The organism is Bradyrhizobium sp. (genome assembly GCF_035701725.1).
Lineage (GTDB): Bacteria > Pseudomonadota > Alphaproteobacteria > Rhizobiales > Xanthobacteraceae > Bradyrhizobium.
Window position 1 is genome coordinate 1 of record NZ_DASSRP010000309.1, and the last position, 18,724, is coordinate 18,724.

22 protein-coding genes are annotated in these 18,724 nt (G+C 63.1%); 16 read left to right on the forward strand and 6 right to left on the reverse strand.

All coding sequences use genetic code 11. The features are described 5' to 3' along the window. The 3 genes from VFL62_RS18335 to VFL62_RS18345 form a co-directional block, all read left to right on the forward strand. Positions 1-268, forward strand: a 268-nt coding sequence (locus tag VFL62_RS18335; RefSeq protein WP_325173795.1) for a neutral zinc metallopeptidase, incomplete at its 5' end; no start/stop codon positions are given. A gap of 17 nt (positions 269-285) precedes the next feature. Beyond that, positions 286-849: a molybdenum cofactor biosynthesis protein B gene (gene moaB, locus VFL62_RS18340; RefSeq protein ID WP_325173796.1), complete on the forward strand. Its 564-nt coding sequence runs from the start codon at positions 286-288 to the stop codon at positions 847-849. A 132-nt stretch (positions 850-981) separates the two neighbouring features. Next, positions 982-1,311 (forward strand): PilZ domain-containing protein, encoded by a 330-nt coding sequence (locus VFL62_RS18345; RefSeq protein ID WP_325173797.1) that lies wholly within the window; start codon positions 982-984, stop codon positions 1,309-1,311. Here VFL62_RS18345 and VFL62_RS18350 read toward each other — a convergent pair. The 3 genes from VFL62_RS18350 to VFL62_RS18360 all read right to left on the reverse strand — a co-directional run bounded on the left by VFL62_RS18350 (position 1,274) and on the right by VFL62_RS18360 (position 3,614). Further along, positions 1,274-2,059, reverse strand: a complete 786-nt coding sequence (locus VFL62_RS18350; RefSeq protein WP_325173798.1) for a substrate-binding domain-containing protein — start codon at positions 2,057-2,059, stop codon at positions 1,274-1,276. The genes VFL62_RS18345 and VFL62_RS18350 overlap by 38 nt on opposite strands. Beyond that, complete coding sequence (locus VFL62_RS18355) at positions 2,059-2,982, reverse strand: helix-turn-helix domain-containing GNAT family N-acetyltransferase (RefSeq protein WP_325173799.1); 924 nt, start codon at positions 2,980-2,982, stop codon at positions 2,059-2,061. The genes VFL62_RS18350 and VFL62_RS18355 overlap by 1 nt, the downstream gene beginning before the upstream one ends. A 62-nt stretch (positions 2,983-3,044) precedes the next feature. Beyond that, complete coding sequence (locus VFL62_RS18360) at positions 3,045-3,614, reverse strand: glycosyltransferase (protein ID WP_325173800.1); 570 nt, start codon at positions 3,612-3,614, stop codon at positions 3,045-3,047. A gap of 159 nt (positions 3,615-3,773) precedes the next feature. On the opposite strand from VFL62_RS18360, the gene VFL62_RS18365 reads away from it, so the two are divergent. The 4 genes from VFL62_RS18365 to VFL62_RS18380 all read left to right on the forward strand — a co-directional run bounded on the left by VFL62_RS18365 (position 3,774) and on the right by VFL62_RS18380 (position 7,889). Then, on the forward strand, positions 3,774-4,937 hold the full coding sequence (locus VFL62_RS18365; protein ID WP_325173801.1) for a PA0069 family radical SAM protein: 1,164 nt from the start codon (positions 3,774-3,776) through the stop codon (positions 4,935-4,937). Positions 4,938-4,975: 38 nt separating this feature from the next. After that, the gene (locus VFL62_RS18370; RefSeq protein WP_325173814.1) at positions 4,976-5,422 is read left to right on the forward strand and encodes a VOC family protein; all 447 of its coding nucleotides are present in this window, start codon (positions 4,976-4,978) and stop codon (positions 5,420-5,422) included. A gap of 92 nt (positions 5,423-5,514) precedes the next feature. Beyond that, positions 5,515-6,276 (forward strand): ribonuclease HII, encoded by a 762-nt coding sequence (locus VFL62_RS18375; protein WP_325173802.1) that lies wholly within the window; start codon positions 5,515-5,517, stop codon positions 6,274-6,276. 104 nt (positions 6,277-6,380) lie between these two features. Then, positions 6,381-7,889: a glycosyltransferase family 39 protein gene (locus tag VFL62_RS18380; RefSeq protein WP_325173803.1), complete on the forward strand. Its 1,509-nt coding sequence runs from the start codon at positions 6,381-6,383 to the stop codon at positions 7,887-7,889. A gap of 2 nt (positions 7,890-7,891) precedes the next feature. Here VFL62_RS18380 and VFL62_RS18385 read toward each other — a convergent pair whose 3' ends face one another. Next, positions 7,892-8,725 (reverse strand): uracil-DNA glycosylase, encoded by an 834-nt coding sequence (locus tag VFL62_RS18385; protein ID WP_325173804.1) that lies wholly within the window; start codon positions 8,723-8,725, stop codon positions 7,892-7,894. Between the two features lie 193 nt (positions 8,726-8,918). On the opposite strand from VFL62_RS18385, the gene VFL62_RS18390 reads away from it, so the two are divergent. Further along, positions 8,919-10,577, forward strand: coding sequence for an electron transfer flavoprotein-ubiquinone oxidoreductase (locus tag VFL62_RS18390; protein WP_325173805.1), 1,659 nt, complete (start codon positions 8,919-8,921; stop codon positions 10,575-10,577). A gap of 84 nt (positions 10,578-10,661) precedes the next feature. On the opposite strand, the gene VFL62_RS18395 is transcribed toward VFL62_RS18390, so the two are convergent. Next, positions 10,662-10,916: a hypothetical protein gene (locus VFL62_RS18395; RefSeq protein ID WP_325173806.1), complete on the reverse strand. Its 255-nt coding sequence runs from the start codon at positions 10,914-10,916 to the stop codon at positions 10,662-10,664. A gap of 46 nt (positions 10,917-10,962) precedes the next feature. On the opposite strand from VFL62_RS18395, the gene VFL62_RS18400 reads away from it, so the two are divergent. After that, complete coding sequence (locus tag VFL62_RS18400; protein ID WP_325173807.1) at positions 10,963-12,738, forward strand: tetratricopeptide repeat protein; 1,776 nt, start codon at positions 10,963-10,965, stop codon at positions 12,736-12,738. A 119-nt stretch (positions 12,739-12,857) separates the two neighbouring features. Beyond that, positions 12,858-13,784 carry a 4-(cytidine 5'-diphospho)-2-C-methyl-D-erythritol kinase gene (locus tag VFL62_RS18405; RefSeq protein WP_325173808.1) on the forward strand — a complete coding sequence of 309 codons (927 nt, stop codon included), beginning with the start codon at positions 12,858-12,860 and terminating at the stop codon, positions 13,782-13,784. 48 nt (positions 13,785-13,832) lie between these two features. Here the strand turns inward: VFL62_RS18405 and VFL62_RS18410 are convergent, their stop codons facing one another. After that, entirely contained in the window at positions 13,833-14,843 is a 1,011-nt protein-coding gene (locus tag VFL62_RS18410) for a polyprenyl synthetase family protein (protein WP_325173809.1), read from the reverse strand. Between the two features lie 144 nt (positions 14,844-14,987). Between VFL62_RS18410 and VFL62_RS18415 the strand changes: the two genes are divergently transcribed. The 6 genes from VFL62_RS18415 to VFL62_RS18440 form a co-directional block, all read left to right on the forward strand. Beyond that, entirely contained in the window at positions 14,988-15,215 is a 228-nt protein-coding gene (locus VFL62_RS18415; RefSeq protein ID WP_325173810.1) for a DUF2007 domain-containing protein, read from the forward strand. Next, positions 15,208-15,975, forward strand: a complete 768-nt coding sequence (locus VFL62_RS18420; protein ID WP_325173811.1) for a tRNA1(Val) (adenine(37)-N6)-methyltransferase — start codon at positions 15,208-15,210, stop codon at positions 15,973-15,975. Before VFL62_RS18415 ends, VFL62_RS18420 begins: the two co-directional genes overlap by 8 nt. Positions 15,976-16,278: 303 nt before the next feature. Continuing rightward, positions 16,279-17,130 (forward strand): S49 family peptidase, encoded by an 852-nt coding sequence (locus tag VFL62_RS18425; RefSeq protein ID WP_325173812.1) that lies wholly within the window; start codon positions 16,279-16,281, stop codon positions 17,128-17,130. A 119-nt stretch (positions 17,131-17,249) separates the two neighbouring features. Next, positions 17,250-17,441: a hypothetical protein gene (locus VFL62_RS18430; protein ID WP_325173815.1), complete on the forward strand. Its 192-nt coding sequence runs from the start codon at positions 17,250-17,252 to the stop codon at positions 17,439-17,441. Between the two features lie 205 nt (positions 17,442-17,646). Further along, positions 17,647-18,582, forward strand: coding sequence for a glycine--tRNA ligase subunit alpha (locus VFL62_RS18435; RefSeq protein ID WP_325173813.1), 936 nt, complete (start codon positions 17,647-17,649; stop codon positions 18,580-18,582). Further along, the coding region (locus VFL62_RS18440; protein WP_325173816.1) for a glycine--tRNA ligase subunit beta at positions 18,582-18,724 on the forward strand (143 nt) is incomplete at its 3' end. The genes VFL62_RS18435 and VFL62_RS18440, both read left to right, overlap by 1 nt.

The following is an 18,724-nucleotide window of genomic DNA, read 5'->3' on the forward strand; positions in this document are numbered from 1 at the left end:
TGAGTTGCAGGCGGACTGTCTCTCCGGCGTCTGGGTCAACCGCGAAGAAAAGAAGCGTCCGGGCTTCATCGAGGCGGGCGACATCGACGGCGCGCTCAGGACCGCTTCCGCCATTGGCGACGACACCTTGCAGCGGCAGGCCACGGGCCGCGTGGTGCCGGATTCCTTCACGCACGGCTCGGCGGAACAGCGCAAGCGCTGGTTCATGACCGGCTATCAGCAGGGAACCCTGAAGGCGTGCGACACGTTCAGTGCGGCGTCGCTGTAATTGACATCCGAATTCACATGACCTCGATCGACGAAACCAAACAGTTCGTGCCGCTCAACATCGCGGTCCTGACGATCTCGGACACGCGCTCGCTCGCCGACGATAAATCCGGCGCAACGCTGGCGGAGCGGATTGTGGCGGCAGGCCATCATCTGGCCGCGCGCGAGATCATCGTCGACGACGTCGATGCGATCCGCGTCATCGTCAAGCGATGGATCGCCGATGAAGGCGTCGACGCCATCATCACCACCGGCGGCACCGGTTTCACCGGCCGCGACGTCACGCCGGAGGCGGTCGAGCCGTTGTTCGAGAAGCGGATGGACGGATTTTCGATCGCCTTTCACATGCTGAGCTACGCCAAGATCGGGACCTCGACGATCCAGAGCCGCGCCACCGCCGGCGTTGCGGGGGCGACCTACATCTTCTGCCTGCCGGGTTCGCCCGGCGCCTGCCGCGACGGCTGGGACGGCATCCTCGCCGCCCAGCTCGACTACCGGACGCGGCCGTGCAATTTCGTCGAGATCATGCCGCGGCTCGACGAACATCTGCGGCGGGCGAAGGCGAAGGGCGCCTCCGTCTGATCCGTTAACGCCGACGGTTAACAGCTAAATTCCAAAACAATGTCCTAACGAAACCTTACGAGGTGGCCGTCAGAATCGGGCAGTGCCTCGGCGAAGCTGCGGCGATCTGGCGTGCAACTGCCGGTGATTTCGATGAGCGTTGTCGACCCGAGGAATCTGGTAAAGCGCGAGCCGCGACGGCAACTGCACCGGCGGCTGGCCTGGATTTCGGCAGATAATGGTCTGACGGAATATGAGTGCCATGTTCTCGACCTTTCGTCGGGCGGTGCGCGGATCGCGACCGATGACGTCATGGACGTGCGGGATCGCTTCGAGCTGACGCTCGTCAAGGGCCATCACAAGCGCGAATTGTGCGAAGTGGTCTGGCGCCGCGGCAAGACATACGGCGTCAAGTTCGTCACGCTGCCGGTGGTCGCCGAGCAGGTCAGCGATCCGACGGCGGTTTCAGTCCAGCCTTCGTGACCGCCAGCGCGGCTTCGCGGGACGACAGAAAACCCAGCAACGCGCGCGCGGCGTCCGCCTCATGCGCCGTCTTGGTGAGGACGCCGGCAAAGGAGAAGTTCGGCTGCACGTCAGCGGGCAGCGCGCCGACGAGCGTGACGCCCGGAACATGAATGAGCTCGGCGACCTGCTGGAATCCGATCTCGGCTTCGCCGCGCGCGACCACGGCCGCCACCGGCTCGCCGGAGGGCGGGCCGCGTACCTTGCGGCTCTTGGGCGCGATCTGGTCGGCGACGCCGAGCTTCGCGAACAGCACGGTCGAGAGATACGTGCCGCTGCCGCTATCCGAATAGGCGATGGACTTGGCCGCAAGCAGCGTATTCTTCAGCGCATCGACGCTTGCGATGTCGGGTTTTGCCGCGCCCTCGCGCACCACCATGCCGATCAGCGATCTTGCCAGTTCGACCTTGCTGTCGCCTTGCACCAGGCCGCGCTTGACGAGTTCGTCGGCCGCGCCGCCATCGAGGATCACGACGTCAGCTTCCTCGCCGCGCACAAGCCGCGCCGGGATGGCTTCGGGAGAATCGCCCATCGAAGGTCCGCGTATCGTGATCAGATGATTTCCGGTGGCGCGCTCGAAAGCTGGCGCAAGTTCGGAATAGGCGCCGTGAAAGCCGGAGGAGATCATCACCCGCACATCGGCGGCATTTGCGGCCGGCGCGGTCAGCAGGGCGACGAGCGCGATTGCCGTTCGAACGCCAATGCGCATCAGAGCTTCATCTCCCAGGTTTCGCCGATCAGGCTTTGCCCGAAACTGCGATGCGGCTCGGTTGCCACCAGTATAAAGCCTGCGTCGTGATAGATCTTGCGGGCGGAGGTCAGAATGCTTTGGGTCCAGAGCGTGATCTTGCGATAGCCGCAGGCGCGCGCAAAGGCAATGCATTCCGCAACCAGCCGCTTGCCGACACCTTGTCCCCGTCCGGCCGGCTCGACCAGCAGCAAGCGCAGTTTTGCCACCTCGTCATCGTGCCGGACGAGGAATACCGAACCGACCGGCGCGCCGTCGATTTCGGCAATCCAGCATCGCTCACGCGAGGCATCAAAGGATCTGAGAAACTGTGCGGTGATTTCAGCGACCAGCGCTTCGAAGGAAGCGTCGAAGCCATATTCGCTGGCGTATTGCGCGCCGTGACTCTGCACCACCCAGCCCATGTCGCCGGGCCGTGGCTCGCGTATCGTCGCGGGTTTCGATGCCTGCGCCGTGCCGAGCAGGTCTTCGATGGTTGCCATCGCTGCGGTCAAACGCCGGCGGTCACGGTCCGACAGCGACCGCAACATCTTGGCGACCTCTTCGTGCGAACTGCGATCCAGTTTCGCGAAGGCCTGCCGACCCTTGGCCGTCAGGCTCAGTTGATACTGCCGCCGGTCCGCCGCCAGCGGCTTGCGGTTGATCAGGCCGTCATCGTCGAATTTCTGAACGATGCGGCTGAGATAGCCTGCGTCCAGATCGAGTTCGGCGCCGATTTCCTTGGCCGCAGCGCTGTCGCGATGCGCCAGTTCGTACAGCACCCGCGCTTCGCTCAGAGAGAACGGACTTTCGAGAAGCCTTTGCCCGAGCACGCCCAGTTGGCGGGTGTAAAAGCGGTTGAAGGCGCGAACTGCCGATATTCGCGCATCCTCGTTTGCAATCATGGGACCACCTCAACTACTTGCCATTGTCAAACAATCATTTGACTTTGGCAAGTATATCGGGATTAGACCATGACGATCCGGCTGTGCAACAGAGTGAGCGAGGAGCGGCCGAGCTGGCGCAATAGCCGGGCCTCAGCGCGAGAGGTATTCGCCGTGTAGCCGCCGAGGCGCTCATAGTGATCGCGTGCAATCAACAGGCCCTGATCGGCGAACGGCCCCGCAACCACCCGCGCGACCGACCGCAGCCGATCGCGCAGTGTGAAATCGGAATAGGGTGAGCGTGCATAGCGAAACACGCCGGCGCGCGGGCGGCCGCTATCGGCGACGCGCTGAATGAACTGCACGGTCTCGTCAATCCAGCCGTGGTCAAGCACGGCGCCGGCGTGCAGAAACATCAGCCAGGGCGAGCGCGCCTGGCGCGCGCCCTCGGCCAGGGCCGCAGCGCGCGATCCCTCAAAGGCCAGGAAGCGGCAGCCCGCGACGTCGGCGACGCGTTCAATCACGCCATTTTCGCCGCGATCGATCAGCAGCACTTCACGAATGACGCCGGTGGCGGCGCCCGGCACCAGCGCGGCGAGCGTGGCGACGGCCGGATGTTCGGCGCCCTCGGTCGGAATAATGATGCTCAGCATGATCTCAACGGTCCAAACAGCAGGGAACCGTTATCACCTTGTCATATTTTCTCACATCCAAAATCGGTGCCAGCCTTGCAGCCTTGAGCCGGGTCATTTTGTTGGGGGACACGTCGATTTTGTTCTTTATTTGTTCTCGCTTGGTGCTATGTTCACACCATGAGCAGAGCATCCTCACATGCGCTCAAGCACCCGCCGGTAAAGGCGCCCTCCAAACCGGCGGGTGCGCCTTCCGAATTCCCGGAGCTTGCTGTCGCCATCGATCGCGAAAGGCGGCGCGGCCGCGGAGCGCAATCCAATGCCAGCGGTCGCTACGAGGCGGAAGCCAAGGTTGCGTTTGACGACGGCTGGCAGAGCCTTGAGGACTTGCCGCCGTTCAGGACTACGGTGACGCTCGACACCTCGCGCAAGATCATCACCCGCAACGATTCTCCCGATATCGGATTTGACCGCTCAATAAATCCCTACCGGGGTTGTGAGCACGGATGCGTCTACTGCTTCGCGCGGCCGACGCATGCCTATCTCGGCATGTCGCCGGGGCTCGATTTCGAATCCAAGCTGTTTGCCAAGCCGGACGCGCCGCAGCTTCTGGAAAAGGAACTGGCGGCGGAGAATTACGAGCCGCGGATGATCGCGATCGGCACCAATACCGATCCCTATCAGCCGATTGAGCGCGACCACAAGATCATGCGCGGCATTCTCGAAGTGCTGGAGCGTGCCTCGCATCCGGTCGGCATCGTGACCAAATCGGCGCTCGTGATGCGCGATATCGATATCCTGTCGCGGCTGGCGAAGCGCAATCTTGCCAAGGTCGCGATTTCAGTGACAACCCTCGATCCCAGGCTTGCGCGCACGATGGAGCCGCGCGCCTCGACGCCGCCGAAGCGGCTCGAGGCGCTGCGGCGACTGTCGGATGCGGGAATTCCGACGACGGTGATGGTTGCACCCGTCATTCCGGCGCTCAATGACAGCGAGATCGAGCGCATCCTGGATGCGGCGGTTCATGCGGGCGCCAAGGAAGCGAGCTATGTCTTGCTTCGCCTGCCGCTGGAAGTGCGGGACCTCTTCCGCGAATGGCTGATGGCGAACTATCCCGATCGTTATCGTCACGTGTTCACCCTGATCCGCGACATGCGGGATGGCCGCGATTACGACTCGCAATGGGGAACGCGGATGAAGGGCACCGGGCCGATGGCGTGGATGATCGGACGGCGGTTCGAGATCGCCTGCGAGAAGCTCGGGCTCAACAAGCGCCGTTCCAAATTGACGACGGATCATTTCGCGAAGCCAAGGCGCAACGGAGAGCAACTGAGCCTGTTCTGAAGTGTTTGTACCAGGAGCATCAATTGTCAGAAGCGTCGATGTCGAAGCCGCCGATCCCAAGACTGACCGTCATTACCCTCGGCGTCGCCGACATGCGGCGGAGCATCGCCTTCTACGAGGCGCTGGGTTTTGCCCGGAAGATGTGTGCGACGGGCGAGGCGGTGGCGTTCTTCGACACCGGCGCGACCGTGATCGGCCTGTTTCCGTGGGATGAACTGGCGCATGACGCAACTTTGCCGGCTGAGCCGAGACCTGGCGCCTTTCGCGGCATGACGCTGGCCTGGAACTGCCGTTCCGCCGAAGAGGTCGATCAGGTTATCGCGTTTGCGGTCTCGAAAGGCGCGCGGTGCCTGAAGTCTGCGAACGTGACCGACTATGGCGGCTACTCCGGATATTTTACCGACCCGGACGGGCATCCCTGGGAAGCGGTGGTCGCCCCGCATATCGACGTCGGGGATGACCGCCACGTGCATCTGCCCGATTAGGGATTTGTGAGCCGCTGTTGAGAGCGGTGAAAGGCGCGCTTGGCGCCAAGTTCCCAGTTGCGTGAGCCGGCGGCCTTGCGCACGATCCCGGCATGATTCGGGATAAATCCGGAAACAAGGCCGGAAAAAAGAAACAGCTGGACCTGCCGAAGGGTGTCATCGCGGTCGCGCCGCCGAGCTTTCGCCGGGAACGCGCGCTGATCAAGCGCGGCGTGTGGCCTGTGGCGGGCTGCGACGAAGCGGGAAGGGGGCCATTGGCGGGTCCTGTCGTTGCGGCCGCAGTCGTGCTCGACCCGAAACGGATTCCAAAGGGGATCGACGATTCGAAGCGGCTGAGCGCCGAACGGCGCGAGGAACTGTTCGAGGAGATTTGCGCGACGGCGTCGTTTTCGGTCGCCTGTGCCTCGCCGGCAAGGATCGACCGCGACAATATTCTGCGCGCCTCGCTCTGGGCGCTCAAGCGGGCGGTGGAGAGCTTGCCGGAAGCGCCGCGACATGTCTTCGTTGATGGACGCGACCGGCTCGACACGGCCTGCGATTGCGACGCCGTGATCGGCGGAGACGGCATCGTCGTATCGATTGCCGCGGCCTCGATCATTGCAAAGGTCACGCGGGATCGTCTGATGTGTGCGTTGGCCGAGGAGTGCCCCGGCTACGGCTTCGAATCCCACAAGGGCTACAGCGTGCCGGAACATCTAGAGGCGCTCGATCGGCTGGGGCCGTCCATGCACCACCGCAGCTTCTTTGCGCCAGTCGTTGCAGCCCGTGAAAAGCACCAGCCGTGGACCGTTAAGCGCGAGGCCGACTTGTTCGATCCGGTGCAGGCCGTTCCGCTGATTTCTGCGGCGGAATGACAGATTCCATGCCGCACCGTCACGGTTGCTTCCGTCTCTGACGCACTTTAAGACCGTGCCTGGACCACGTCGTTTGCGCGAAACACAGATAGTCCAGCCGTCCCATGCGTTTTACCTCCCTGGTTATCGAACTGATCCGGGCCCGGCCGAAGCTGGTCGTATGGCTGGTCGTGGTCCTCCAGGCGTTGCTGTGGCTGCTGGTCTCCTTGTTGCTGTACCGCAGCCCCCCGGGAGACCTCGCAACTGTTATCGCGCTGGGGCGTGAATACCGGGTCGGCACTGATCTCGGGCCGCCGCTTGCATTCTGGCTTGCGGACATCGCGTTCCGCGCCGCCGGCAACCACATGTTTGGCGTCTATCTGCTCGCGCAAATATGTTCGATCTCGACGTTCTGGACATTGTATCTGTTGGCGCGGGCTACCGTCGGTGTTCAGCAGGCGGTCCTCGCGGTTCTCCTGACTATGACGGTGCTCGCCTTCAGCGCGCCAGGGCTCGAGTTCGGACCCCTCGTTTTGGCGCGCCCGATCTGGGCGCTGCTTCTGCTGCATTCGTGGCAGTTGATCGGCCAGAACCGGCGCAATGCCTGGTTTGCCTGGTCGATCGAAGCCGGGCTTCTGCTGCTGACGACCCCGGCCGCCGCCATCCTGCTGGCGTTCGTGGTTGCATTCGCGCTGACGACCGCGCGAGGCCGTCGCATTCTAGTGTCGCTCGACGCGCTGTTTGCGCTGCTGGTGATCGTTGTCCTGGCACTGCCTTATCTGATCTGGCTGATCCGCGCCGACGTGCCCGTCTTGCCGCATTGGCCAGCGGTCGTCGATTTGGGTGGCCGGGCTGTGCACGGCCTGGCACTGTTCGGCGGCTTGCTGTTGGCATCGATGGGCATTGCCATCGTATCAGTGTTCAACTCCGGCTGGTTCGATCGCAGGCAGGAAGAGGCGCCGGTCATTTTCCGTCCTCCCGTAGACCCGGCGGCGCGCGACTTCGTCTATTTCTTTGCGTTCGCGCCGGCGATTGTCGGCTGTCTGGTCTCGGGGCTATTCGATCTCGATCATGTCGTCGGCGGGCCGGGTATCGTCCTGCTGATGTCGGGACTGGCGGCTATTGTCGCGTGCGGCGATCTCATCTATCTGCGGCGCCAGCAGATCTTACGCACCATCTGGGCCGCGATGATCCTTGCGCCGGCGGTCGGCGTGTTCGCGGCGACGTTGTTCGTTCCGTGGACTGGTGGCGGCGAGGTGACGACGTCGCTGCCGACGGCGGCGATCGGGCATTTCTTCGACGACAGCTTCGAACGGCGGACCAACCGGCGTCTCGCGGCGGTGAGTGGCGATGCGCAATTGGCGACGCTGGTCACCTTGAGCCCGACGCGTCCGCATCTTTTCCTGGCCGCAGCGCCCGAACGTACCCCATGGCTCAACCTCGAGAAGTTCAACCAGACCGGCGGGGTCGTGGTTTGGCGCGCTTCCGACACCGATGGCACGCCGCCGCCGGATATCGCAAAACTGTTTCCGGGCCTTGCACCGGAAGTGCCGCAGACGTTCGATCGGCTGGTGGACGGGCGGCAGCCGTTGCTGCGGATCGGCTGGGGAATCGTTCGGCCGAAAGCGCAATAGCGCTATTGGGTGGTCTGAGGCAGCGCCTTGGCGATGGCGCGCAAGTCCTGCCATGCCAGCCGTTTGTAGGAAGGCGAGCGCAACAGATAGGCCGGGTGAAATGTCGCCATCGCGCGGATGATCCGCGTGCCGGTGTCGTATTCGAACCAGCGTCCGCGCGTCTTCATGATGCCCTCGCCCGTCGACAGCAGCGTTTGCGTCGAGGGATTGCCGAGCGTCACCAGGATATCCGGGTCGACCAGTTCGATCTGGCGCTGGATGAAGGGCAGGCAGATCTGCGTCTCCTGCGGCGTCGGCGTCCGATCGCCGGGTGGGCGCCAGGGAATCACGTTGGCGATATAAACCTTGGTGCGATCGAGCCCGATCGCCGCAATCATGCGGTCCAGCAATTTTCCCGAGCGGCCGACAAAGGGCAGGCCCTCGATATCTTCGTCGCGTCCCGGCGCCTCACCGACGAACATGATACGCGCCTTCGGATTGCCGTCTGCAAAAACCAGGCGCGTCGCAGTCGATTTCAGCGCGCAGCCGTCGAATTTTTCCAAGAGGTCGCGCAAGACTTCGAGCGAGGCGGCGGAGCGTGCCGCCTCCCGGGCGCTTGCAATCGCGGCGTCCGGTGCCGGCGAGGGCTCGGCGGTCGGCGCGACAAAGGCGGCTTGCGGCATTCTCACCGGGCGGGGCGGGCTCGCCTCGCCAGAAGCGACCGCCGCCTTGACGGCCGCCGGTGCCTCGGGCTCGGCCAGCCGGTCGATGGGTTCGTCCGCGAGCGCGCAATCGACCCCGGCCTCCAGGTAGAAGGCAAGTAGTTGGGAGACTGTGGGCGCGGGCTCAGGCGTCAACTTGTTGATCCGTTGCGGCTTTGGTTCTTGAATTCCGCATGCCGAAAATCACCCGGGTTCAGTGCGGAGCTTGGAATACCAGCCTAAACTGGATCGGACAGCAACGGAACGCTTGATAGGGCATTTCCATGTTGTTCTTGCCGTAAAAATCGGAAACAACGTGGCACGTCCATTTCAGGCCTGAGATCAGATCATGAGCACCGAAGAATTGCCGCCGCGCGAATCCATGGAATTCGATGTCGTGATTGTCGGCGCCGGGCCATCCGGTCTTGGTGCAGCCATCCGCCTCAAGCAACTCAACCCCGACCTTTCAGTCGTCGTAGTCGAAAAGGGATCGGAGGTCGGCGCGCATATCTTGTCAGGCGCGGTTATGGATCCGGTTGCGCTCGACAGGCTGGTGCCGGATTGGCGCGAGGATGCCGATTGTCCGCTCAAGACCGCGGTCAAGGACGACCGCTTCTTCTGGATGACGACATCCGGCGCGATCCGCTTGCCGAATTTCATGATGCCGCCGCTCATGAATAATCATCACTGCTACATCGGCTCGCTCGGGCAGCTCTGCCGCTGGCTTGCCGGCAAGGCCGAGGCGCTTGGCGTCGAAATCTATCCGGGTTTTGCCGCGGTCGAGGTGCTCTACGACGACAAGGGTGCGGTGCGCGGCATTGCGACCGGCGACATGGGCGTGGCCAAGGACGGCTCGCACAAGGCGTCCTTCACCCGCGGTATGGAACTTTGCGGCAAATACACCCTGTTCGCCGAAGGCGCGCGCGGCAGTCTCACCAAGCAGCTGATCGCCAAGTTCGCGCTCGACACCGACCGTGAGCCGCCGAAGTTCGGCATCGGCCTGAAGGAAGTCTGGCAGATCGATCCGTCAAAGCATCAGAAGGGAACGATCCAGCATTCTTTCGGCTGGCCGTTGAACACCAGGACCGGCGGCGGGTCTTTTCTCTATCACTACGACGACAATCTCGTTGCGGTCGGGTTTGTCGTGCATCTGAATTACGACGATCCATATATCTCGCCGTTTGACGAATTTCAGCGCTTCAAGACCCATCCCTCGATCGCTCCGATTTTCGAAGGCGGCAAGCGGCTCGCTTATGGCGCCAGGGCCATCACCGAAGGCGGCTATCAGTCGGTGCCGCGTCTCACATTCGCCGGCGGCGCGCTGATCGGTTGCGCAGCCGGTTTAGTCAACGTGCCGCGCATCAAGGGGGTTCATAATGCGATCGGCAGCGGCATGCTGGCCGCTGAGCATGTCAATGCGGCGCTCGGCGCCGGGCGCGCCAACGACGAAGTTGCCGAATACGAGAATGCCTGGCGTTCGTCGGCGGTGGGCAAGGACCTGCATCGGGTCCGCAACGTCAAACCGCTTTGGTCGAAATTCGGCACTGTCATTGGCGTGATGCTGGGCGGCTTCGACATGTGGTGCAACACGCTCGGCTTCTCGCTGTTTGGAACCCAATCGCATGCCAAACCCGATCGCAGTACGCTCGACCCCGCGAAGGCGCATGCGCCGATCGCCGCGCCGAAGCCGGACGGCAAGCTGACCTTCGACCGGCTCTCCTCGGTGTTCCTGTCGAACACCAATCATGAGGAGGACCAGCCGGTTCACTTGAAAGTTGCTGACATGAATCTGCAAAAGACCTCGGAGCACGACGTCTACGCCGGCCCGTCCAATCGCTATTGCCCGGCCGGCGTCTACGAATGGGTGGAGGAAGGCCCGGGTCCGCGTTTCGTGATCAACGCGCAGAACTGCGTCCATTGCAAAACCTGCGACATCAAGGACCCCAACGGCAACATCACCTGGGTTCCCCCCGAGGGCGGGGGCGGACCCAACTACGAGGCGATGTGACCACGATTGCGTGACCGGGCGGCGGGGGCGGCCACGATACCGCCACACTGAAAGCCTTTTGAGTGCTGCAGGCCGTCCTGCCGATCAATTGTCATGTGCGTATTCCTTGCGATCGGTCGCCAAAAGCGGCATTGTCACCTCTCTCGATGCGCCTGTTGGGCACGCATCCCAGATCACACCAGTGGTCTGATCCAGCATTCGCACCCCGGTCGGGTTGGCACTTTTGCGAAGGCTGGAATCAGAAGGACCACTGGCAAATGAACACTGCTGGCGGAGTTTTGGGATTTGACGTTCGCACTGCAAGCCGATCGGTAAGCGGGCGGCGAATGTCAAATCCACTTCATCAGATCCTGCGGTAAATTCCTGGAGCCAAGGCAAACCCGTGATGCTTTCTTGTCCATTCAATCGCTCGGCAATTGCCGCCCTCGCACTGCTGGCTCTGCCGGTCGCTGCCGTTGCGCAGACGCCCGAGCGGCCCTCCGACAGCTCCGCACAATTTCCGTCCTCGCACGATCTGAAGGCGCTGACGACGTCCGGCAGCTATCTTGCCGCCCGGCACGCCAGCGTCGAGCGGGATGCCGCATCGGCCGCGGCGTTCTACCGCTCCGCGCTGCGTACCGACCCGAAGAACAACGAACTGCTCGATCGCGCGTTCATTTCCTCGCTCGCCGACGGAGATATCGACGAGGCGATCAAGCTCGCCGATCGGATTCTCTCCATCGACAAGAACAACCGCGTCGCCCGGCTTGTGATCGGCGTGCGCGATCTCAAGGCGAAGAAATACGCAAGCGCCCAGACCAACATCGGCCAGTCGATCCGCGGGCCGATCACGGACCTCGTCGCGACACTGTTGTCCGGCTGGGCCGCTTACGGCGCTGGCGATACAAAGGCCGCGATTGCCTCGATCGACAAGCTGACCGGTCCCGAATGGTACCCGATCTTCAAGGATCTGCATTCGGGCATGATCCTGGAACTGTCGGGCAAGGAGAAAGACGCGGGCGTCCGGCTCGAGCGCGCCTACAAGCTCGAAGACTCCATGATCCGTGTCTCTGACGACTATGCCCGCTGGCTGTCGCGAAACAAGGACGCGGCTTCGGCCAAGGCTGTTTACGAGGCTTTCGACAAGAAATTGCCGCGGCATCCGCTGATTCAGGAGGCGGTGCACGAGCTTGATGCCGGCAAGAAGCTGCCGCCGCTGGTTGATTCGCCGCAGGCCGGCGCCGCTGAGGCGCTTTACGGCATCGGCGCGACTTTGACGCGCCGGGGCGGCGAGGATCTGGCGCTCGTTTACCTGCAGCTTGCGCTTTATCTGGTGCCGAACCATCCGCTCGCGCTGCTCTCGCTCGCCGATCTCTACGAATCGGTGAAGAAGCCGCAGATGGCGATCAAGGTCTACGAACGGATGCCGGCAAGTTCGCCGCTCAAGCGCAATGCGCAGATTCAGCTCGCTATCGATCTCGATTCTGCCGATCGTACCGACGAGGCGATCAAGATTTTGAAGGGTGTGACGGCCGACGATCCCAAGGACATCGAAGCCGTGATGGCGCTCGGCAATATCGAGCGCGGCCGCAAGAAGTTTGCCGATTGCGCGGCCACCTATACCAAGGGCATCGAGATCCTGCCGAAGGCCACCGACAAGAACACCTGGGTCTACTACTATTACCGGGGTATCTGCGAGGAGCGGTCCAAGCAGTGGAGCAGCGCGGAAGCCGACATGCGCAAGGCGCTCGAGCTACAGCCCGAGCAGCCGCACGTGCTCAACTACCTCGGTTATTCCTGGATCGATCAGGGCATCAATCTCGACGAGGGCATGAAGATGATCAAGCGCGCCGTCGAGCAGCGCCCCGACGACGGCTACATCGTCGACTCACTGGGCTGGGCCTACTACCGTATCGGCAACTACGAAGATGCGGTGAAGAATCTGGAGCGGGCCATCGATCTCAAGCCCGAAGATCCCACCATTAACGATCACCTTGGCGACGCCTATTGGCGCGTCGGCCGCACGCTGGAAGCCAAATTTCAGTGGGCGCATGCCCGCGACCTGAAGCCGGAGCCGGAAGATCTGCCGAAAATCGAAGCCAAGATCGAGCATGGTCTGAGCGATGATACGTCTTCGGCTGCTGCCGCGGAGAAGAAGAAAGAGGACGACAAGGGCGGCTAGGCCAAGACGCCGGGGTTGGTCCGGGCGCTGAGCGCGCGGGCCGTTCCGGTTGCCTCTGACATTTCGCGACGTTGTTTTCTGACCAGTTTATCCTCGACTTTATTGGATTTGTATTAGCGATGACATCGGGTGGAACGACCGGTACGGCCGTCAACTCCTCCGCAAATGAGCTTGTCGAGAACGCGCGCGCCAAGGTCAATCTGACGCTGCGCGTGGTAGGGCGCCGCGTCGACGGCTACCACGACCTCGAGAGCGTGGTCGCATTCGCCGATTGCGCCGATCAGTTGAGCCTCGTGCCGGGGACGGAGCTGCTGCTCAAGACGACCGGCCCGCTCGCGGACGCCTGCGGCGATGTCAGCGACAATCTCGTGCTCAAGGCGGCGCGGCTGATGGCCGAGCGGGTGGCCGGTCTGAAGTCCGGCACTTTCACGCTTCACAAGGCGTTGCCGGTTGCGGCCGGGATTGGCGGCGGTTCAGCCGATGCAGCGGCCGCGCTGCGGCTGCTGGCGCGCGCCAATGGTCTCGCCATCGAGGATGCGCGCATCACAGAGGTGGCGCGGCTCACCGGCGCTGACGTTCCGGTCTGCGTTCCATCCCGACCCTGCGTCATGACCGGGGTCGGCGAAAGCCTGATGCCGCTCAATCTGCCGAAGCTGCCTTGCGTGCTGGTCAATCCGCGCATTGGCGTGGCGACCAAGGATGTCTTCGGTGCGCTCGGGCTGCGCAGCGGCGAGTTGCTGGTGGGCGTTACCGACGTGATCCAGGCCATGGTCTGGCCGGAGGCGGGCGCCTCGCTCGAGGAATGGGTCGAGGCTTTCGCCGCCAGTTCGAACGATCTGGAGCGTCCCGCATTACGGATTCAGCCGGTCATCGGCGAAGTAATTGCGGCGCTGAATGCGACCGACGGCGCCTGGCTGGCGCGGATGTCTGGCTCCGGCGCGACCTGTTTTGCGATCTACGAGAACACCGCCGAAGCCGGGCGCGCGGCGGAAAAGCTTCGCCGCGATCACCCGCAATGGTGGGTGCATTCAGGCGTATTGAGCTGACAGCGCGACCGGTTTGGATCGCGCATACGACGGCCGGCGATGTCCAGACTAATGTGTTCGCGCCAGGCAGAACGCCACCACCTGCTCGAGCGCCGTCTTCATCGGCGACGGCGGAAACAGCGCCAGCGCATCGACCGCCATCGCGCCGTAATGCTGCGCGCGGTTGATCGTGTCCTCCAGCGCGCGGTGCTTGGTCATCAGACCGACGGCATGGTCGAGATCGCCATCGCCGATCTCGCCGCGCTCCAGCGCCCGCCGCCAGAATTCGCGCTCGACATCGTTGCCGCGGCGAAACGCGAGAACCACCGGCAACGTGATCTTGCCCTCGCGGAAATCGTCGCCGACGTTCTTGCCGAGCTTGGCCGATTTGCCGCCATAGTCGAGCACGTCGTCGACGAGCTGGAACGCGATGCCGAGATTCATGCCGACCGAGCGGCAGGCGGTTTGCTCGTCCTTCGGCCGGTTCGCGATCACGGGGCCGACCTCGCACGCGGCCGCAAACAGCTCCGCAGTCTTGCCGCGGATCACGGCAAGATATTCGTCCTCGGTGGTGGCGGTGTTCTTGGCGGCGGCCAGCTGCATCACCTCGCCTTCGGCGATGGTCGCGGCGGCGGACGACAGGATGTCGAGCGCCCGCAGCGAGCCGACTTCGACCATCATGCGGAAGGCCTGACCGAGCAGGAAATCGCCGACCAGAACGCTGGCCTCGTTGCCCCAAAGCATGCGTGCCGAAAGCTTGCCGCGCCGCATTTCGCTTTCATCGACCACATCATCGTGCAGGAGCGTCGCGGTATGCATGAACTCGACGGAGGCCGCGAGCTTGATATGGCCGTCGCCGGAGTAGCCGGTCAGGTTGGCCATCGCCAGCGTCAGCATCGGACGAAGCCGTTTGCCGCCCGACGAGATCAGGTGGTTGGCGACTTCGGGGATCATAGTGACTTCGGAGCCGGTTCGCGACAGGATGGTCGCGTTCACCCGCGCCATGTCGGCGGCGACCAACTCAACGAGCCCATCGATCGACGCATTGGAAGGGCTCTCGAAAGGAACAATTACCGCCACGTTGACCGTCTCCAGATTGCCTATTCGGGCCCGTCTTCGCATATAACCACGAAGAGCCGCCGATGTTAGAATCTGGCCGCTGGCCCGGCAAGGCCGGAAGGCCATAACATCTCGTCCGGGATGCGGGAATAAGGAGAAAACAAGGTGCGGGAATTGGTTCGGACCAACGACATCGTGCTGGTTTCGGCGGTAGGAGCACTGCTCGATGGCGCCCATATCCATCACCTGGTGCTGGATCAGAACATGAGCATCATCGAGGGGTCGCTCGGTGTTTTGCCGCGCCGGATTCTGGTCCGTGACGACGACAACGCCGCCGCCCGCCAGCTGCTTCGCGATGCCGGCCTCGCACACGAATTGCGGCCCGATGAGTGACTTTGCGGGTGACTTCACCGAGGACGGCTTTCTCGGTGGCAGACTGCGCCTGCGTCAGCCGAAATCCGGTCATCGCGCCGGGCATGATGCGATGCTGCTCGCGGCGGCAACACCGGCACGCGCAGGCGACCGTGTGGTCGATCTTGGCGCCGGTGTCGGTGCCGCCGGTCTTGCGGTGGCAAGGCGGGTTGCGGGGGTCAGTCTCGCTTTGGTGGAAATCGACAACGAGCTTGCGGAGCTTGCGCGGGCCAACGTGATCGCCAACGCGATCCCTGCCGATGTTCTCTTGCTCGATGCGACGTCAGGTACGGAAAGCTTCACGGCGGCCGGGCTTCTGCCTGACAGTGTTGACGTCGTGCTGATGAACCCGCCGTTCAACGATCCCTCGCGCCACCGTGTTTCGCCCGACAAGTCGCGCCAAACCGCGCATGTCGCGACAGCGGGCACGCTGGATGATTGGCTGCATGCAAGCCGGCGCGTTCTCAGATCAGGCGGCGATCTTGCGTTGATCTGGCGCGCCGACGGAATAGCGGACGTGCTGGCGGCGCTCAGTCGCGGTTTTGGCAGCTTGATGATCCTGCCCGTTCACGGCGAGGCGGCAGCGCCTGCGATCCGCATCCTGGTGCGCGCCACCAAGGGCGGACGGGCACCGACCCGTCTGCTCGCCGGGCTTGTCTTGAACACAAGCGCCGGCAGCCCCACGCCGGAGGCGCAGGCTATCCTGGCCGGCGATGCGCAATTGCCGCTGGCAGTACCTTGATGCGATCGGCGAACTCAGCTGTGAGTTTACTGCGAAACCGGCTTGGAGCCCTGTTTCGGCGACGAGGTGAGATGGATCGCCGTGAAGAGGATACCGAACAGCGTCATCAGCAAATAGATTTTCATAGCGCACTCCGCTGCTCGGGACGAGCCTTGCGGCCCCTCTCGGCGATACGATCCAACTACGAAGGTGTTTCTTCGGTTCAATGACACTGGCGTGATAAGAAACGGTTAATTTTGAGGTAACGGTATGGCGGAAAACTCCGATACGGCGCGGCAATGGCCAGCTTGGATCGAGAACTTGATGAGCTGGATTCCAGCGCGCCTGAGACGGGGCAGGGCGGTGGTCCCGGTGGTGCGCCTGTCCGGCGTGATCGGGGCGGTGACACCGCTGCGGCCGGGGATGTCGCTGGCGGGTCTCGCGCGGATGCTGGAGCGCGCCTTTTCGGTCAGGCATGCAAAGGCGGTGGCGCTGGTGATCAATTCGCCCGGCGGCTCGCCGGTGCAATCACGGCAGATTTATCTGCGTATCCGCCAACTCGCCGACGAAAAGAAACTTCCGGTGCTGGTCTTCGTCGAGGACGTCGCTGCCTCCGGCGGCTACATGATCGCCTGTGCGGGCGATGAGATCTTCTGCGATCCTTCTTCGATCCTCGGCTCCATCGGCGTTGTCGGCGGCTCGTTCGGCTTTCAGGAGCTGATCAGGAAAATCGGCGTCGAGCGCCGGCTCTATACGGCCGGTGCCCACAAGGCGATGCTCGACCCGTTCCTGCCCGAAAATCCGGATGACGTGATGCGGCTCAAGGCGCTCCAGCGCGAAATCCACGACATCTTCATTTCCCTGGTCAAACAGAGCCGAGGCGCCCGGCTGAAGGGCGCGGATGACGTGCTGTTCACCGGCGAATACTGGGCAGGCGAGACCTCGGTGGCATTGGGGCTCGCGGACGCCGTCGGCGATTTGCGCTCGACGCTGCGCGCCCGCTATGGCGAGAAGGTGCAGACCCCACTGATTGCGCCGGCCGGCGGCATGCTGGCAGGTCTGCTCGGACGGCGGTCGCCGGGGGCGATCGGCGCCTTCGATGGCGCCGCCGGCCTCCCGGACGAACTGATTTCAGCGCTGGAGGTCCGGGCAATTTGGGCAAAATTCGGGTTTTGAACAGGGTATCACCGTCCAATCGGCCCGCGCCATTTGGCCCCATTTTGGTACGTTGCGGGCCGCCCGGCGTTAGGAGAGAATGGGCTTTAGGGGCGTGACCAATGGACGAGGATCGACCGATGCCGCCACTTGTCGCATTCGCTGGCACTCTCGGAGGGCTGGCCGTGGTACGCTGGGCTTACAGAACCGCCATGCGCGTCAGCCAGGAGCTCGAGGAAGCTCGCCTGGCGCGGGTCGCTGAAGCCGCCCGATCGCACGAAATCCCGACGCTGCGGCGGGACCCGAACACCGGGGCCTACCGGCCCGGTTGATTCTCGACCTCATCCTGAGGAGCGGGCGTGAGCCCGCGTCTCGAAGGATGGCCAGCTATGCCCGGCCTCATGGTTCGAGACGCGCAAGTGTGCTCCTCACCCTGAGGAATGAGGTTATTGGGAACACCCATTGCCTTGATTCCGGAAGGCCTCGCCGATACGGTCCCGCGCGATTTGATTTGCCGCGGAAAGATCTGACCCGACGATGGATGCCTTGCCTGCGCATATGCGCCCGGAACGCTCGTTCCAGGGACTGATCCTGACGCTGCAGCGTTATTGGGCCGATTACGGCTGCGTGATCCTGCAGCCCTACGACATGGAAGTCGGCGCTGGCACCTTCCACCCCGCGACCACGCTGCGCGCGCTCGGCCCCAAACCGTGGAACGCTGCCTATGTGCAGCCGTCGCGACGGCCGAAGGACGGCCGTTATGGCGAGAACCCGAACCGCCTGCAGCACTACTACCAGTTTCAGGTCATCCTCAAACCGTCGCCACCGGACATTCAGGACCTCTATTTGAAGTCGCTTGCGGCGATCGGCGTCGACCAGCATTTGCACGACATCCGCTTCGTCGAGGACGACTGGGAGAGCCCGACGCTCGGCGCCTGGGGTTTGGGGTGGGAGTGCTGGTGCGACGGCATGGAAGTCAGCCAGTTCACTTATTTTCAGCAGGTCGCGGGCGTCGAATGCGCGCCGGTGGCCGGCGAACTCACCTATGGGCTTGAGCGCCTTGCGATGTACGTGCAAGGCGTCGACCGCGTCTACGATCTCAACTTCAACGGCCGCGACGGCGCCGACAAGGTCACCTATGGCGACGTGTTCCTGCAGGCCGAGCAGGAATATTCGCGGCACAATTTCGAACACTCCGATGTCGAGATGCTGTTCGAACAGTTCAAGATGGCGGAAGCCGCGTGCCGGAAATATCTCGCCGCCGGCTGGAAGGATGCCGGCAATGGCAAAGAGCATTTGATGGCGCTGCCGGCCTATGACCAGTGCATCAAGGCGAGCCACGCCTTCAACCTGCTCGATGCGCGCGGCGTGATTTCGGTCACCGAACGGCAGAGCTACATCCTGCGGGTGCGCGAACTGGCAAAAGCCTGCGGCGAGGCGTGGGTCCATACGGATGCGGGAAGGGCCGCCTGATGCCCGATCTCCTGCTCGAACTGTTCTCCGAAGAAATCCCCGCGCGCATGCAGGCGAAGGCGGCGGAAGATTTGCGCCGCATGGTCACCGACAAGCTCGTGGCCGAAGGCCTGGTTTATGAGGGTGCAAAGGCCTTTGCGAC

Coding starts and splice junctions, on each gene's coding strand:
- moaB (WP_325173796.1), top strand. CDS start 286: ATGACCTCGATCGACGAAACCAAACAGTTCGTGCCGCTCAACATCGCG.
- VFL62_RS18345 (WP_325173797.1), top strand. CDS start 982: ATGAGCGTTGTCGACCCGAGGAATCTGGTAAAGCGCGAGCCGCGACGG.
- VFL62_RS18350 (WP_325173798.1), bottom strand. CDS start 2,059: ATGCGCATTGGCGTTCGAACGGCAATCGCGCTCGTCGCCCTGCTGACC.
- VFL62_RS18355 (WP_325173799.1), bottom strand. CDS start 2,982: ATGATTGCAAACGAGGATGCGCGAATATCGGCAGTTCGCGCCTTCAAC.
- VFL62_RS18360 (WP_325173800.1), bottom strand. CDS start 3,614: ATGCTGAGCATCATTATTCCGACCGAGGGCGCCGAACATCCGGCCGTC.
- VFL62_RS18365 (WP_325173801.1), top strand. CDS start 3,774: ATGAGCAGAGCATCCTCACATGCGCTCAAGCACCCGCCGGTAAAGGCG.
- VFL62_RS18370 (WP_325173814.1), top strand. CDS start 4,976: ATGTCGAAGCCGCCGATCCCAAGACTGACCGTCATTACCCTCGGCGTC.
- VFL62_RS18375 (WP_325173802.1), top strand. CDS start 5,515: ATGATTCGGGATAAATCCGGAAACAAGGCCGGAAAAAAGAAACAGCTG.
- VFL62_RS18380 (WP_325173803.1), top strand. CDS start 6,381: ATGCGTTTTACCTCCCTGGTTATCGAACTGATCCGGGCCCGGCCGAAG.
- VFL62_RS18390 (WP_325173805.1), top strand. CDS start 8,919: ATGAGCACCGAAGAATTGCCGCCGCGCGAATCCATGGAATTCGATGTC.
- VFL62_RS18400 (WP_325173807.1), top strand. CDS start 10,963: ATGCTTTCTTGTCCATTCAATCGCTCGGCAATTGCCGCCCTCGCACTG.
- VFL62_RS18405 (WP_325173808.1), top strand. CDS start 12,858: ATGACATCGGGTGGAACGACCGGTACGGCCGTCAACTCCTCCGCAAAT.
- VFL62_RS18420 (WP_325173811.1), top strand. CDS start 15,208: ATGAGTGACTTTGCGGGTGACTTCACCGAGGACGGCTTTCTCGGTGGC.
- VFL62_RS18425 (WP_325173812.1), top strand. CDS start 16,279: ATGAGCTGGATTCCAGCGCGCCTGAGACGGGGCAGGGCGGTGGTCCCG.
- VFL62_RS18430 (WP_325173815.1), top strand. CDS start 17,250: ATGCCGCCACTTGTCGCATTCGCTGGCACTCTCGGAGGGCTGGCCGTG.
- VFL62_RS18435 (WP_325173813.1), top strand. CDS start 17,647: ATGGATGCCTTGCCTGCGCATATGCGCCCGGAACGCTCGTTCCAGGGA.